The 14,560-nt window shown below is 60.7% G+C and carries 13 protein-coding genes and 1 pseudogene; 6 read left to right on the forward strand and 8 right to left on the reverse strand.

Features of this window, described 5'->3' with window-relative positions:
* The 4 genes from GSQ80_RS10255 to GSQ80_RS10270 form a co-directional block, all read right to left on the reverse strand.
* Positions 1–176 (reverse strand): dTMP kinase (locus tag GSQ80_RS10255; protein WP_371315728.1); only part of this gene is annotated, 176 nt, incomplete at its 3' end.
* 489 nt (positions 177–665) lie between these two features.
* Positions 666–1,025, reverse strand: coding sequence for a hypothetical protein (locus GSQ80_RS10260; protein WP_158787556.1), 360 nt, complete (start codon positions 1,023–1,025; stop codon positions 666–668).
* A 181-nt stretch (positions 1,026–1,206) separates the two neighbouring features.
* Positions 1,207–2,244: a UDP-3-O-(3-hydroxymyristoyl)glucosamine N-acyltransferase gene (gene lpxD, locus GSQ80_RS10265; RefSeq protein ID WP_158787557.1), complete on the reverse strand. Its 1,038-nt coding sequence runs from the start codon at positions 2,242–2,244 to the stop codon at positions 1,207–1,209.
* 10 nt (positions 2,245–2,254) lie between these two features.
* Entirely contained in the window at positions 2,255–2,797 is a 543-nt protein-coding gene (locus GSQ80_RS10270) for a hypothetical protein (protein WP_158787558.1), read from the reverse strand.
* A 320-nt stretch (positions 2,798–3,117) separates the two neighbouring features.
* On the opposite strand from GSQ80_RS10270, the gene GSQ80_RS10275 reads away from it, so the two are divergent.
* A complete protein-coding gene (locus GSQ80_RS10275; RefSeq protein WP_158787559.1) occupies positions 3,118–4,320 on the forward strand; it encodes an OmpA family protein in 1,203 nt (400 codons plus the stop codon).
* 26 nt (positions 4,321–4,346) lie between these two features.
* Here the strand turns inward: GSQ80_RS10275 and GSQ80_RS23895 are convergent.
* Positions 4,347–4,658 (reverse strand): annotated as a pseudogene (locus GSQ80_RS23895) (hypothetical protein); the annotation flags it as partial.
* A gap of 72 nt (positions 4,659–4,730) precedes the next feature.
* Between GSQ80_RS23895 and GSQ80_RS10280 the strand changes: the two are divergent.
* From GSQ80_RS10280 to GSQ80_RS10295, 4 genes are all read left to right on the forward strand, one after another.
* Positions 4,731–5,252, forward strand: coding sequence for a glutathione peroxidase (locus tag GSQ80_RS10280; RefSeq protein WP_371315729.1), 522 nt, complete (start codon positions 4,731–4,733; stop codon positions 5,250–5,252).
* Positions 5,253–5,650: 398 nt separating this feature from the next.
* On the forward strand, positions 5,651–6,607 hold the full coding sequence (locus GSQ80_RS10285; protein ID WP_216850260.1) for an OmpA family protein: 957 nt from the start codon (positions 5,651–5,653) through the stop codon (positions 6,605–6,607).
* A gap of 324 nt (positions 6,608–6,931) precedes the next feature.
* Entirely contained in the window at positions 6,932–8,782 is a 1,851-nt protein-coding gene (locus GSQ80_RS10290; protein ID WP_158787562.1) for a CCA tRNA nucleotidyltransferase, read from the forward strand.
* A 123-nt stretch (positions 8,783–8,905) separates the two neighbouring features.
* Positions 8,906–10,564, forward strand: coding sequence for an FAD-dependent oxidoreductase (locus GSQ80_RS10295; protein WP_158787563.1), 1,659 nt, complete (start codon positions 8,906–8,908; stop codon positions 10,562–10,564).
* A 249-nt stretch (positions 10,565–10,813) separates the two neighbouring features.
* On the opposite strand, the gene GSQ80_RS10300 is transcribed toward GSQ80_RS10295, so the two are convergent.
* The 3 genes from GSQ80_RS10300 to GSQ80_RS10310 form a co-directional block, all read right to left on the reverse strand.
* Entirely contained in the window at positions 10,814–12,676 is a 1,863-nt protein-coding gene (locus GSQ80_RS10300; protein ID WP_158787564.1) for an APC family permease, read from the reverse strand.
* A 97-nt stretch (positions 12,677–12,773) separates the two neighbouring features.
* On the reverse strand, positions 12,774–13,205 hold the full coding sequence (locus tag GSQ80_RS10305; RefSeq protein WP_158787565.1) for a VOC family protein: 432 nt from the start codon (positions 13,203–13,205) through the stop codon (positions 12,774–12,776).
* A 92-nt stretch (positions 13,206–13,297) separates the two neighbouring features.
* Positions 13,298–13,648: a hypothetical protein gene (locus tag GSQ80_RS10310; protein WP_158787566.1), complete on the reverse strand. Its 351-nt coding sequence runs from the start codon at positions 13,646–13,648 to the stop codon at positions 13,298–13,300.
* Positions 13,649–13,896: 248 nt separating this feature from the next.
* Here GSQ80_RS10310 and GSQ80_RS10315 point away from each other — a divergent pair, with 248 nt between their 5' ends.
* Positions 13,897–14,547: a response regulator transcription factor gene (locus GSQ80_RS10315; protein ID WP_158787567.1), complete on the forward strand. Its 651-nt coding sequence runs from the start codon at positions 13,897–13,899 to the stop codon at positions 14,545–14,547.
* The last annotated feature ends 13 nt before the right edge of the window (positions 14,548–14,560 follow it).

Here is a 14,560-nt window from a genome sequence, read left to right on the forward strand (position 1 = left end):
CGGATGCGGTCGCCGAGGGGCGTGCCGCCGGGCTGGCGGAGAGTGACGACACGGTGGCCGCCGGCTACGAGCGCCGTGGCGAGGTGCTTGAGTTGCGTGGTTTTGCCGGAGCCGTCGAGGCCTTCGAAGGTGATGAAAAGGCCGCGGTTCGGGGTTGGGATGGATGCTTGGCTCACGATGCGAGTCTACTGCAATGGCCGGTGGGCTCACCTATGCGCGGGAGGCGGCATCTCACTTGGAGGAGACGGAGAACGAGGCGCCTTCGGAAAGGAAGCCGCATGATCACAGTCATCTTTATTTGTTTTCTGGCAATTCTTTCTGTTTTCTTTGTTGCGACGGCCTGGGGGGCTAGTGAGCCTCGGCCTGTGGAGATACGGCGCCGTCGTTAGCTCCGCCGCGAAGTCGGAAGGGCGTACCTAGTTGGAGGGGGTGGGCATCCAACAGCAGAAGACCGAGCAAGGCGGGCTTCGGGAGGACGTCTTATGGGTATCGCGCTGCTTGGTGCGTTTGTTACGGTTTTGGCTGTATTTCTTGTCGGCCTGATTTGGGCGGGGACTGCGCGGCGGAAGGGAGAACAACCCGGGCTTCCGTCTGAAGAGACTCCGAACGGGCAGGAGATCGATCAGTCACCGGGTCAGGGGCCGGAGGGTCGGCAAGGGTGAGGGTTAGTTGGAACGGAGATTGGACTGCCACGTTGCCGTGGTGGGGGTGATGGTGGTGGTGAGGGTGCCTTCCTGGCCTTCGGTGAGGTTGGGGCCGGGGACGGTGTGTTGTTGCTGTGCGGCGTCGGTCCAGAGGATTTTGGTGGGGCCGTCGCCTAGGATTTTGAAGCGGTAATGGTAGGTGGCGCCGGCGGCTAAGGTGTCAACGCCAAAGCTGGCGGTGGGGTAATCGACTTCTACCAGGGTGATGGGGTTGGGGGTGGTGTTGTGGATGTCGATGGAGACGTAGTGGGAGTGGCAGCCGGTTAGGGCGGCGAGGGTGAGGAGTGCGAGAGAGACGCGTGTGGTTGTGAAGAGTCTCATGGGTTTAGGGTAGCAGCGGTTTCGCGTGGGATTACTGGGATTCGAGCAGAGGGCATACCCAAGGGCTAAAGCCCGACTTTACTTTTGGGCCATGAGACCCAAGGCTGAAGCCTTGGGGTACCTGGAGACAAGGGAGAAGATCCTCTGCTGGCCTCGAAGAATGACATGCTTGAGCGGCGAATTATTCGTCGTTCTTAATGTGCTTTTCCAGGAGGGTGACGCGCTTGAGGAGGTCGGGGAGGCGGTTGAGGGCGGCTACGGTGCGGAGCCAGGTGCGGTTGTCGGTAGCGGGGTAGCCGCTGACGATGGCGCCGGGAGCTACGTCGGAGGGGATGCCGCTCTGGGCCGTGGCGACTGCGCCGTCGCCGATGGTGAGATGGCCGGCTACGCCTACCTGGCCCGCGAGGATGACGTTCTTGCCTACGGTGGTGGAGCCGCTGAGGCCGGTCTGTGAGCAGAGAAGGGTGTTTTGGCCGACGGTTGAGCCGTGGCCTACCTGGACCAGGTTGTCGATTTTGACGCCGCTTGCGATGTGGGTTTCGCCTACCGAGGCGCGATCGACGCAGGCGTTGGCCTGGACTTCCACGGCGTCTTCGAGGACCGCGGGGCCGGACTGGACGATCTTGGTCCAGCGGCCATCGGCGTTCTTGGCAAAGCCGAAGCCGTCGGCGCCGATGATGGCCCCATTCTGGAGGACTACGTCGTCGCCGAGCTGGCAGCCTTCGCGGACGACGGCGTGGGCGTGGGCGAGGAAGCGGTTGCCTACGCGGACGTTGTCGTAGAGAACTGCGTGCGGGAGTAGAACAGCGTCGTCGCCGATTTGGCAGTGTTCGCCGATGACGACGTAGGCGCCGATGTGGGCGCGTACGCCGATGCGCGAAGTGTGGCCGATGACGGCGGTGCGATGAATGCCGGGCTCGTAGGAGGGAGCGGGGTGGAAGAACTCGATGGCACGGGACCAGGCGAGGTAGGGATTGGGGGTGCGGAGGGTCGGGGCTTGGATGGCGGGGAAGCCGGGCTCGACGATGAGGGCAGCGGCGCGGGTGGTGCGGGCCTGTGCGGCGTACTTGGGATTGGCGATGAAGGTGAGGTGGGTGGGGCCGGCGGTTTCGATGCCGGCAACTCCAACGATGGCGCGCAGGGCAGCGGCTTCGAGGGTTTGGCCCTCGCCTGCAACCAGTTCGGCTTTCAGATGCTTGGCTAACTCGCCGAGGTTCATAGAGCGAATTTTACTCGTCGAAGAGGCTTGGTTGCGTGTCGGTTGTCACGCGAGGCTTCGACTTGGTTCCGGATTGGGCTGCGCGCTGGGCGGCTAGGCGGAGGGAGGGAGCGGTAACGAAGCCGAGAACTTCGATGGAATTGAGCGCCATGCGAGGAACGAAGAGGCGCAAGGTGTTGGAACGCGGGTCGGGTGGTGTGAGGAAGAGTCCGTGGTCGTCGAGGAGGGTGTCGGCGAAGGCCATGTCGAGGGTGGTGAGGCCTTCGAGGAGCTCATCGTCGCGGAAGGTGAGTTTTAGCCAGATACCGTCGCCGCGAGGGCGGGCGGGGAAGGTCATGCGGCCGATGCGCTCGGGGTCTACTTTGTCGTCGAGATTGAAATCGCGGATATAGGCTATGCGCTTGAGGGCCTTGACGGGGTAGGGTGTGAGGCGGCCGTCGGTGGCCATGAGAGTGATTTGGCCGTCGCGCAGGAAGCCGGATTGGGGAAGGTATCCCCAGGCGAGTTCGTTCGTGAAGCTGCGAAGGATGACTTTCTTCTGAGCTGGAGCCATGGGGTGTGGATGAGTGACGTTGCTGACACCATGATAGAGCCGTGGCGGGTGGGTTTGGGTAGGAGGCAAGCAAGGTAGCTGAAAACTGCGTTTCTCGGACTCAATGCGTCCCTGGTGGCGTCTTGCTCACCGAGAAACTTCGCTTCAAGGGGTTGCGTGCCGTCCCTATGTACGGACTTGAACAAGGTTATTGATGCGACGAAAAAGCTATTGTGAAAATTCGTTCGTCCTGCTTGCATTTCTCGGCGTCAGGAGTCTAGGCTAGCCCTCGAAATACGATGTGTCCGTTCGTGCTTTTCCATCCAGGAGGCAAGCTAACGGTGACAAATCCTACCTTCACAAATCTTCTTTCCTCAGCCCTCCCCACAGAGTCGATTCAAGGGCTCGCTAGCCACTTCGGGGCTTCGCCCACCACCATCGCCAATGGGATCCAGTCATCGATAGCCGCAGTCGTCAGCGGTCTTGCACAGCGATCCGGCGATCAGGGCTTTCTCAGCCAGTTGTTGAACTCGGCTTCAGCGACACCTGCGAATGCAGTGGGTTCCGCACTGTCGAGCGGTTCACTGACCAATCCCACATCGAGCTTTTTCACGGGGGGATCGCAGCTGCTCTCCACCATCTTTGGCGGTCGGCTCGGCTCGATCGCGGAAGCTCTTGGCACCCAAACAGGGTTGCGTGGTGCGGGCGCCACCGCACTCCTGGTGCTGGGCGTTCAGACGGTCATGGGCTTCGTCGGCGGGAAGGTCCGCGATGGCAGCCTGAATGTGAGTAATTTCCCGGGCTTTCTTGCGCGCGAAAGCGACGCGTTGAAAGGGTTCCTACCCGCGGGCTTCCAGCAACAGCCTGCGCCCGTTGCCGCGCACGTCAATCCAGTCGTAGCTCGGCCCGTGCTCGAAGAGAAGAAGAGCTCGGTACTGCCGTGGCTGCTCGGCCTGTTGGTGCTTGCGCTCTTGCTGGGCTTCTGGTGGTATCACTCGCGTCAGCCTGAAGTCGCGACTCAGCCAGTGACCGCTCCCGCTGTAACGACTCCTGCCACGATCACTTCGTCTAACGGGGTTAACCTTGGCGGGTTAGTTGACGTCACCTTGCCAAATGGGACTGTCATTCACATCCCGGAACTCGGAGTCGAGAGCAAGCTTCTTGCGTTCATCAAAGATCCGGCACTGAGTCCTGACAAAACTACGTGGTTTGACTTCGACCGGCTGCTGTTCGACACAGGCTCAGCTACGCTGCAGCCGCAGTCGCAGGATCAACTCAACAACATCGCCGCGATTCTCAAGGCCTATCCCGCTGTGCACCTCACTATTGGCGGCTACACCGATAACACGGGGGACGCGGCGCAGAACCTGAAACTCTCGCAGGATCGCGCCGACAGTGTTGTGCAACAGTTGGAGTCCGTGGGCATTGGCGCAGACAGGCTGGTGGCGAAAGGATACGGAGAAGAGCATCCGGTAGGGGACAACTCGACTGCTGATGGTCGAGCTGCCAACCGGCGCATCTCCATGTTGGTGACCGCGAAGTAGCGAGGACGGCGCGTGGCTTCGAGCCAGAGGCCGTCGCCGCGAGGGCGAGCGGGAAAGGTCGTGCGGCCGATGCGTTCGGGATCGACTTTGTCGTTGAGGTTGAATTCCCGCACAGAGGTGAATTTCCGCACATACGCTATGCGCTTGAGGGTTTTGATGGGGTAGGGAGTCAGGCGGCCATCGGTTTCCATAAGGGTGATTTGCCGGCGCGCAGGAAGCCGGACTGGGGAAGGTATCCCCAGGCGAGTTCGTTCGTGAAGCTGCGAAGGGATCCGCCCCGGAGTTGCCGGCGGGGTGGGGCACGCGGTGCGAACATCGGTGACGGCGCTGTGCCTCAAATTGACCCCACAATTACACTGGGAACATAACGATTTCTGGAGGCGCCCGTGCGAAAGATCTATCTGGTTCTGATGTTGTTGTTCCTCAGCGGCGTGGCCGTGGCCGATGCCGGCGCGCCCATCTACAAGTTCAAACTGAGCACCATCGATGGCGACCCCACCACGTTGGGTGCATACAAGGGCAAGGTGCTGCTGGTGGTCAACGTGGCCAGTGCCTGCGGATTTACGCCGCAGTACACCGCGCTCGAGGCCGTCTACGAGAAGTACAAGGACAAGGGCCTGGTGATCGTCGGCGTGCCGGCCAACAACTTCGCCAACCAGGAGTCCGGCACCAATGCAACGATCAAGGAGTTCTGCAGCTCCAAGTTCCACGTCAAATTTCCGATGATGGCGAAGGTCTCGGTAAAGGGCGACGATAAAACGCCGCTCTACCAGTACCTCACTGCTGCGCCCAACGTTAGCGGCGAGATCAAGTGGAACTTCACCAAGTTCCTCATCGCGCGCAACGGACAGCCGATCGCTCGCTTTGAGCCGGCCGTGACGCCGGATTCGCCAGAGGTCATCGCGGCAATCGAGTCTGCGCTGAAGTCATAGCCATTGCGACGTGCGCGAGCCCGCTCTTCGGAGCGGGCTTTTTTTTAAGCTGCATCTCGTGCAGGAAGAGTCGTTCGACTTCGCCCTCATACTTCAGCAGAGGTTCCCGATAAGTCGGCTCTTCGGAAAGTTCGAGAGAGTAGGGACCTAGCGTCACGTGATTTGAAGCTGTTGAGGTCTCAGATGGATCGTGTAAGTCTCTTGTTATCAATCGGGCGAAAAGTTTTGCACTGGTGGGTGGAAACGATTTACTTATGCTGGCCTCCCTTTGCGGGAAATTGGCGTCCTAGTGTAAAGCTTCGCCGCGACCCCTACACGGGTGTCGGGGGCGAGGATACGGTCGCGATAGAACGGACATCGAGCCGCGGGACCGGGACTTATATCTAAGGGAGTAATGCATGCAAATACAGCGTCAGCTTAGAACTACCTGTGGCTTGGCACTTTCGTTGGCGATGGTCTCATCGCTTGGTCTCACGGCAATTGCCCAGGAAGCGACGGTCCAAGGTATGGTCATCGGAAGAAATGGTCCGCAGATGGCGGTCAAGACGGCCGATACCCCGAGGCTCATCGTGCTTCTATCGGACAGCACCAAGGCTACGCAAAAAGGTGGCTTTCTTGGTATGGGCGGAAGGGACCTCGGCGTCGAGGCTCTTGTTCCCGGCCTGTCGGTAAAGGTTGAAGGGGCGTATAACCCCGATCACCAGTTGCTGGCAAAGAAGGTCGTTTTCTCGAAGGGTTCACTGAATACGGCAAGGGCAATCGATGCGGGTCTGGACCCTGTGAACGCGAAGCTTGGCGAACAGCAGGATCAGCTTGCGAGCAACAAGCGGGACATCTCGCAGAGCCAGGACATGATTGCGAAGAACTCGCAGGATATCGACGCGACCAAGCAGGGTCTTGCGACGACTACCCAGGCGACCACACAGAACACAACGCAGATTGGACAGACCAACACGCGCATCGGCACGCTGGATCAGTACGACACCAAGGACAGCATGACGATCAACTTTGCCAATGGCAAAGCGACGGTTAAGCCGCAGGATAAGGACGCACTCACAGACTTTGTGAAGGCGGCTGCCAATACTCCGGGCTTCATGATCGAGGTGCAGGGTTATGCCTCGACCGTTGGGTCCGCAACGTTGAACCAGAGGTTGAGTGCGGAACGTGCTGACGCTGTGCTGGCAATCATTCAGCAGTCAGGCGCGGTTCCGATGACCAGAATCCTTGCGCCCGCGGCGATGGGCACGAGCAACCAGGTCGACACCGATCACACGCGGAAGGCGCAGGCTCAGAACCGGCGCGTCGTGGTGACGATTGTAGTCAACAAGGGAATTGTCGGTTCAACGGGCAGCTAAGCGCCGTTGGACTGCTACCTCACGGCGGTTTAAAGGACTGCCATTCTCGGCAAAATCACGCGATAGTGTGCGAACGCAATGTTCGCGCACTATCGCGTTGCCGCGTAGGGACTCAATAAGGTATTGCCTCCATATTTTTCGGAGACTTTATCGCTTCGATGCGAACTGACCCTTTCCCAGTGCAAAACAGTAGCCAAGTGCTTGAAAAGGGTGTAGAATTGGACGTTGTGTCCTCAGGTTACACCTATGTAAACGATTGATATGCAGCAAGTTAGGGCGGGCGCTTGAGATGCCGGCGACCGCTCGGAGCAAAGTACATTTCTCATGGCTGACTACATTTATCTGCTGCAGACCCGCCTTACGCCGTACCAACAATCCGCCCTCGAACATGTTCGCCAGGTAGCCAAGGCTCGCGCGATGACCGTATTTCTGGTCGGCGGAGCGGTGCGCGACTTGACCAGCGGAAGCCCGATTCGCGACCTGGATTTCGCTGTCCAGGGCAATGCGACCAAACTCAAGAAAGAGTTGCAGAAGGCTGGCGGGGTGGTGATCGGCGAAGACGAACCGACGCAGACTCTTTACTTTACGTTCCCGGGCGGGGTTCGCCTGGAGGTTGGTTCGACGCTGTGGGCGACGTATCCCAAGCCGGGCAAGCCGGTGTATAAAGCGGCGCCGATTTTGGACGACCTGCATCGCCGTGACTTTACGGCGAATGCGATGGCGCTGTCGCTGAACGACGGATCGTTTGGGCTGCTGATGGATCCGCTGAACGGCGTGGCCGATATTGAGAATCGCGAGCTGCGGCTGGTGTCGAATTACGGGTTCATTGAGGATCCGGCGCGGATGATCCGAGCGGCACGTTTTGGCGCGCGTCTGGGCTGGCAGATGGAAGAGAAGACTCGTCAGCGGTATGAGAATGCCAAGGCCGACAACGCGATCGCGGCGCTGAGCACGACGCTGCACCACTATGAACTGGAAGAGGTGTTCCATGAGGAAGATCCGCTGCGGGTGCTGAAGCGCCTGGAGGCTGAGGGTTGGGCGAAGGTGCTGTTCCCGGCGTGGACGTCGTCGAAGGCGAACGAGGCGGAGCTGGATAAGCTGCGCGACTTGATTGGGCGGCTGGAGTCGATGGGGATCTCTCCCGATCCGTCGGCTGCTTACTTTCCGTTGCTGACGGCAAAGTTGACACCGAAGGACGTGGCGGACCTCAAGAAGAAGTTTGCGCGGCCTGGATTTGCTGAGCAGATTCCTGCGCTGGAGGCGGACACGAAGGAGTTTGCGACGCTGTTTACGAGCAAGGCTGCGGCTGCGCCGTCGGACGCCTGGAAGATGCTGTTTGCGGCGAGGCCGGAGGCGGTGTTGTGGCTGGCGCATACGACCAAGAGCGCTCCGTTGAAGGCGAGGTTTGAGGCGTTCTTCAATGACTGGTCGCAGGCGCGGTTGAAGATTCCGTACCAGCTTATGCAGGAGATGCGGATTACGCCCGCGCTGCCCGGCTATAACGAGCTGGTGGAGAAGTTGTTTTTTGCGGTGATGGACTCGAAGCTGGACACGCCGGAGGCGGCACGGGCATTCCTTGAGCCGTTCTCTCCGCCGGCGCCACCACCTCCGGTGAACATGCGGCGGCGTGCGGTGAAGCGCGAGGCGAAGGTTCCGAAGCCGCGCGGGAAGAAGGCTGCTGCGGCGGTTGCGGATATTGATCTGGCTGAGGGCGGCGATACCGCTGCAAGCGCGCCGGTCGATGGCGCGAAGGCGAAGGGTACTGCGAAGGCTGTGGCGGTTGCTGCTAAAGCTGCGCCGGTCGCTGCCAAGGCTTTGCCAGTCGCGAAGAAAGCGGTGGCCGATAAGGCTCCGGTGAAAGCCGCTGCCAAGAAGGTTGTGGCGAAGCCTGCAGCGAAGAAGGTTGTGGCTAAACCTGTTGCCAAGAAGCTGCCCGCTAAGCCTGTCGCGAAGAAAGCTGCTAAGCCTGTGGCCAAGAAGGTTGTCGCCAAGAAGGCTGTGAAGGCGGTAGCGAAGAAGGTTGTCGCGAAAAAGGTGACGAAGCCTGTCGCGAAGAAGGCTGCTGCGCCGGCTAAGAAGAAGCCGGTGGCGAAAGCCAAGCCAGCCGCGAAGAAGGCTGCTAAGCCGGTGGCGAAAAAGGTGGCCGGAAAGCCGAAGCCGAAAGCTAAGCGCTAGGAGCGCCGCAGGGCGCTAGTGTGAGTAACCGCGACGGTAAGCCGAAGGGCTAACGACCTTCGGCACCCGTTGGCCCCGTTCGCGATACATACTCTTGCAACCGGGAACATGGGACAATCTAGTATGATTTCTCCCACCGAACTACAGGCCATCCCCATCTTTGCGTGTTTGGACGAAGCGGACCGGAAGCGGTTTGCTGAGCGGGCAGCGGACGTGCGCCTGCAGCCTGAAGAGTGGCTGATTCGCGAGGGGGAGGCGCCGGGCTTCTTCGTGTTGCTGGAGGGGGAGGTGCAGCTGGTGAAGGATATCCTGGGGCGACCGAAGGAGCTTCGGGATTATAAGGCTGGGGATTTCTTCGGTGAGCTGCCGATCCTGCTGGGTGCGCCTTCGCTGGCTTCGTGCCAGGCAGTATCGAAGTCGCGGGTGGCGCGGTTTGAGGCGCAGCATCTGCTTGAGTTGATCCAAGGTTCGGCCGCTTGCAGCGCTCTGATCCTGCAGACGATGACGGACCGGTTGAAGACGGTTCGACAGTTTGTGTCGGAGCTGCCGACCTCGCGAGTGCTATTGATAGGTACGCAATACGACAATGACTGCCGGGAGATTCGGCAATTTCTTTCGGCGAACCGGATACCCTATGAGTGGATTGATGCGGATAAGGACGCCAGCCGGATGCCGGTGTGCATGAATGGCGAGTATGACGGGCCGGCGGTGGTGGTGGATCAACATTATTGCGTGGAGACGCCGACGGTGCGGAGTGTGGCCGAGGCGCTGGGGATTCGGACGCAGCCGCGCTTTGAGGACTATGACGTGGTGGTGGTGGGAGGCGGGCCGGCGGGCCTGGCGGCCGGCGTGTACGGCGCGTCGGAGGGTCTGAAGGTGCTAATCGTGGAGAGGTCGGCGGCGGGCGGGCAGGCGGGGACGTCGTCGCGGATTGAGAACTATCTTGGGTTTCCGAATGGGATTTCGGGCGAGGATTTGAGTGAGCGGGCGCTGAAACAGGCGGGACGGTTTGGCGCGGAGATCGCGATGACGCGCTGCGTGGAGCATATCGAGCCATTGGGCGATGGGCGGTACTGCGTGGAGTTGGATGGCGGGCAGAGGGTGTCGGCGTGCGTGGTGCTGATTGCGACGGGGGTGGAGTGGCGGATTCTGAAGGCGGAGGGCGTTGAGCGCTTTCTGGGGCGCGGCGTGCTGTATGGGGCTTCGCGCAATGAGGCGAGCAACGTGGTGGGGAAGCGGGTGGTCATTGTGGGCGGCGGAAACTCGGCGGGGCAGGCGGCTGTGTTCTTTGCCAACTACGCGGCGAAGGTGGTGGTGCTGGTGCGGGGCAAGGGGCTGGAGCTGACGATGTCGTCTTATTTGATCGATCAGATTGCGACAAAGAAGAACATTCACGTGGCGTCGTATACCGAGGTGGTGAAGGCCGAGGGAGACGACCACCTGGAAAGGGTGACGGTGCGTACGCGTCCTCCGGAGGGTGAGGAGACGACGGGGACATATGATGTGGATGCGCTGTTCATCATGATTGGGGCGAAGGCGAGTACGGGCTGGCTGCCGGAGAGTTTGCAGAGGGATGCGGCCGGTTACCTGTGTACGGGGCGCGACCTGACGGCTTGGGGGCTTCAGGAGCGGGTGCCGTTTCCGCTGGAGACGAATCTGCCGGGTATCTTCTGCGCGGGGGATGTGCGGCATGACTCGATTAAGCGGGTGTCGAGTGGTGTGGGCGAGGGAAGCATGGCGATCGCGTTCATTCACCAATATCTGGCGCTGAAGAATTTCTAGTCCTGCGCGGACAGCGAGAGTTAGTCGTGGTGGGGATGGAGATGGGAGGCCGGTCGCGCGTTGCGCGGTACCCACTCATGACGACGGAACCGTCATGAATGGGGCACCCGGCAACAGCAAAAGATGAAGCAGATTCCCAGAGAGAATGACTGAAAGATAAGCAACGGCAAGAACGGGAGACAGCAGGTTCCTCGCTGCGTTCGGAATGACAAGTTCTTTTGGAAATTGTCAAAAAAAGGCGAAGACGGCTTAGAGGTACCAGGGGATATTGATGACGGTGATGCGGGGATTGCCGCGCATCAGTAATAAGAGCTTGAGGAGTTGCGCACGCTGGTTGTGGAGGGGTGTCTGCCACCAGTGCTTCACGACGAGTTCGGGGACGAGGACGGCGATCTGGCACTCGGGGTGGTCTTGCTCCAATTGCAGAACGTAGTCGAGCAGCGGCGTGAGAACGAAACGATAGGGTGAGGCGAGAAAGACGAGCTTCGGGACGGGCAGGCCCGCTGCAGAGATTGGCGCGACGACGTTGCGCTGCCACATGGCTTCGACGTCGTGGCGAACTTCCTCGGCGTCGACATGCACGCCTTCGACGCGGTCGGTGAGCTTCATGGCGAAGCGCAGACCTTTCTCGGTGATGCGTGTCCAGCGGTCGATGGGGACTACGACGATGGGGCGGTTGAGGTTGTCGAGGTGAATGGGGCGATCGATGTTGATCTCTTTGGAGACGCCGTCGTAGTGGCGGCGGACGCCGGACATCAGATAGATGAGCGCGGGAACGAGGATGGCGGTAATCCATGCGCCGTCCTTGAACTTTGCGACGAGGACGATGAGGAGGGTGATGCCGGTGGCGGTGGCTCCGATGGCGTTAATGATAATGCGGTGGTAGGAGCGTGGGCCGGGCTGGCGCATCCAGTGCACGACCATGCCGGCCTGCGAGAGGGTGAAGGCGAGGAAGGCGCCGATGGCAAAGAGCGGGATGAGGCGGTCGGTGACGCCTCCGAAGGCGATGAGCAGGAGGGCGGAGAAGGTGACGAGCGCGTAGATGCCGTGGGAATAAAGGAGGCGGCGTCCGCGGATGAGGAAGACGTGCGGAAGGTAGTTGCGTTGGGCGATGGCTCGGGTGAGGCGGGGGAAGTCGGCGTATGAGGTGTTGGCGGAGAGAGCAAGGACGAGCAGGATGGAGCCGATGCCGACGTAGTAGAACCACCCGCGGCCGAGGACGGCGGAGATCAACTGGGACAAGATGCTCTGGTAGCCGGCGCCTGTGGGGTCGGTGGCACCGATGTTGTAGGCGCGGCAGAGGAGCGCGATCCCTCCGAGGAAGATCATCAGGAGGACGATGATGATGGTGAGGGTGCGTTTGGCGTTGCCCTGGGTAGGTTCGCGAAAGGCACCTACGCCGTTGGAGACGGCCTCGACGCCGGTCATCGCTGTGCAGCCGCTGGCGAAGACCTTGAGCAGCAGCCAGGGAGACAGTGCGAGCGCGACCATGGGCAGGTGCGGCGGCGAGATGACGGGGATGGGGTGGCCGTGTGCGAGGATGGTGCGGATGCCTCCAACGGCGATGACGAGAAGCAGCGTTCCGATGAAGAGATACGTGGGGATGAGGAAGGCTTTGCCGGTGTCTCGAACGCCGCGCATGTTGATCACGGTGAGAATGAAGAGGATGAGCAGGCACAGAGCGAGCGTGTGGGGCTGGAGTGAGGGAAAGGCGGAGACGAGCGCACCAACGCCTGCCGAGATGCCTACGGCGACGTTGAGAATGTAGTCGATCATGAGCGCAGCCGCGGCGAAGAGGCCTGCAGTGTCGCCGAGGTTTTCGGAGGCTACGGTGTAGCTGCCGCCGCCGTTGGGGTACGCGTCGACGGTCTGAAGGTAGGAGAAATAGACGATGGCGAGAAGGCCGATGATGGCGAAGCTGATGGGAACGATGTGCGCGATGCCGGCGACGCCGAGGGGGATGAGGAGGGTGAGCGCGGCTTCGGGACCGTAGGCGGCGGAGCTGAGAGCGTCGAGACCGAAGACCGGGATGCCGGCGATGGGGCCGATGTGCTCGGCGCGTTCCTCGGAGGTTGCGAGGGGCTTGCCGGCCAGAAGATCGAAGAGGGACATGCGCTTCCTTCGGGCGCAATAAGACCGGCCCGGCGTAAGGGTACGCCGGAAGCGTGTAAGAAATCCGTAAAATTTGCGATGAACTTCGGTGGGGATTTTATTTGGCGAAGAGCTGGCCGAGGTCGGCGAAGGCTTTGAACTCGAGGGCATTGCCGGCGGGGTCGAGGAAGAACATGGTGGATTGTTCGCCTACCTGGCCTTCGAAGCGGGTATAGGGCTCGATGACGAAGGCGATGTTGGCGGCACGAACGCGTTCGGCTAACTGCTTCCAGTCGGAGGGTGTGAGGACTACGCCGAAGTGGGGGACGGGGACGTCGTGGCCGTCGACCGCGTTGGCGTCTGCCGCGTTGCGATTACGTGGCGCGGCGGCTGGTTTGAGGTGTGCGACGATCTGGTGGCCGTAGAGGTTGAAGTCGATCCAATGGTCGGCGCTGCGGCCTTCGGGGCAGCCGAGGATGGATGCGTAGAAGTGGCGAGCGGCGTCGAGGTCGTCGACTGGGAAAGCGATGTGGAAGGGTTGGACCGACATAGGTCGATGATACCTAGAACGGAATGCTGGCGGCCAGCGCCTCAGGCTCAAGCAATTGAGCGAGCGGCGCTGGCCACTGTTTCATGCGATGACTAATTGCGGTTGTAGCCGCGTTGATAGCCGCGGAGATAGGCGTTGCGGAAGGCATCGCGGTAGACAGGGAAAGGCCCTAGCTGCGGGTCGTATCCCGGGGTGTCATGGAAGGCGCGGGTGTGTTGCGGGCGAGGCGGCATGCCACGCTGAGCGTCCATAGCTCCATCGGAGCGACCGGTCTGGAATCCGTTGCGGTCGGCGAGTTGAACGAGTGTAGGTCCTTGGGCCATGGGAGGGGGTGGCGGTGGTGGGGGAGGGTAGTAGGGGTGAGAGCAGCCCAGCGCAACAAAGAGCAGAGGTGAAGTTACGGCGAGCATCAAGATGGACCGTTTCATGAGCGTGTTTTTCATCAGGTTCTCCATGCCGCGAGCGGCATTGTTGTCTTCAACGCGGGCAGGGAAACAAAGTTGCTGAAAAACCGCGGACATTCATGTGCGGAGTGTCATTGTCTTCGCCGAGGGGCTCTCCTTGTAGTGAGTGACTGGGGAAACTTCAATGATGTCCCATGAAAATACACACGCGGAATTTCATTGCATTGCCGATAAGGAATTCAGAGCTGCGAAACAAGTTGCACGCGAGCCTAAAGGAGTTTTGGCAGATGCAGGTGATTCTTGCAGACAACCAGGCGATTTATCGCGCAGGCATCGCGAGGGTGCTATCGGAGGAAGTGACGACGGAGGTTGTGGCGGAGTGCGCCAAGCTTTCGGAGCTGATGGAGGCGGTGGCGAACCTGCGCTGCTCAGTCGTGGTCTTTCCGTCGAGTTTTGCATGGGAGCAGCACAAGCTTCTGGATCGAATCGAGCAGGCTGGAAGCCGGGCAGTGATGATGCTGGAGCCGGGCGTGGATCTGGATGAGTCGATCAGTGAGCGGCTGCAGGGCGTGGTGACGCGTTCGGTGGCGGCTTCGCAGCTAATTGAGTGCCTGTATACGGTTGCAGCGGGGGAGCGCTATGTTCGGCGTGGGGTGGTGAAGACGATGGCAGGTCCCGACCATCTCGGCGTCAAGGCTGCACAGCGGCTGACCGCGCGTGAGCTGCAGATCGTCGCTCTGATCTGCGAGGGGTTGAAGAACAGACAGATTGCGCACCAGCTGGGAACCAAGGAGCAGGTGGTAAAGAACTACCTGCGCAATATCTACGCGAAGACCAATGTGTCCGACCGGCTGGAGCTGGCGCTGTTTACGGTGCACCACCGCGCGCTGGCGGAGGTGGTGGAGGCTACGCGGCTGGAGTTGGTGCGAACCGCGTAGCCGCTCGCGCGAG

The sequence above is a fragment of the Granulicella sp. L46 genome (assembly GCF_009765785.1).
Taxonomy (GTDB): Bacteria; Acidobacteriota; Terriglobia; order Terriglobales; family Acidobacteriaceae; genus Granulicella.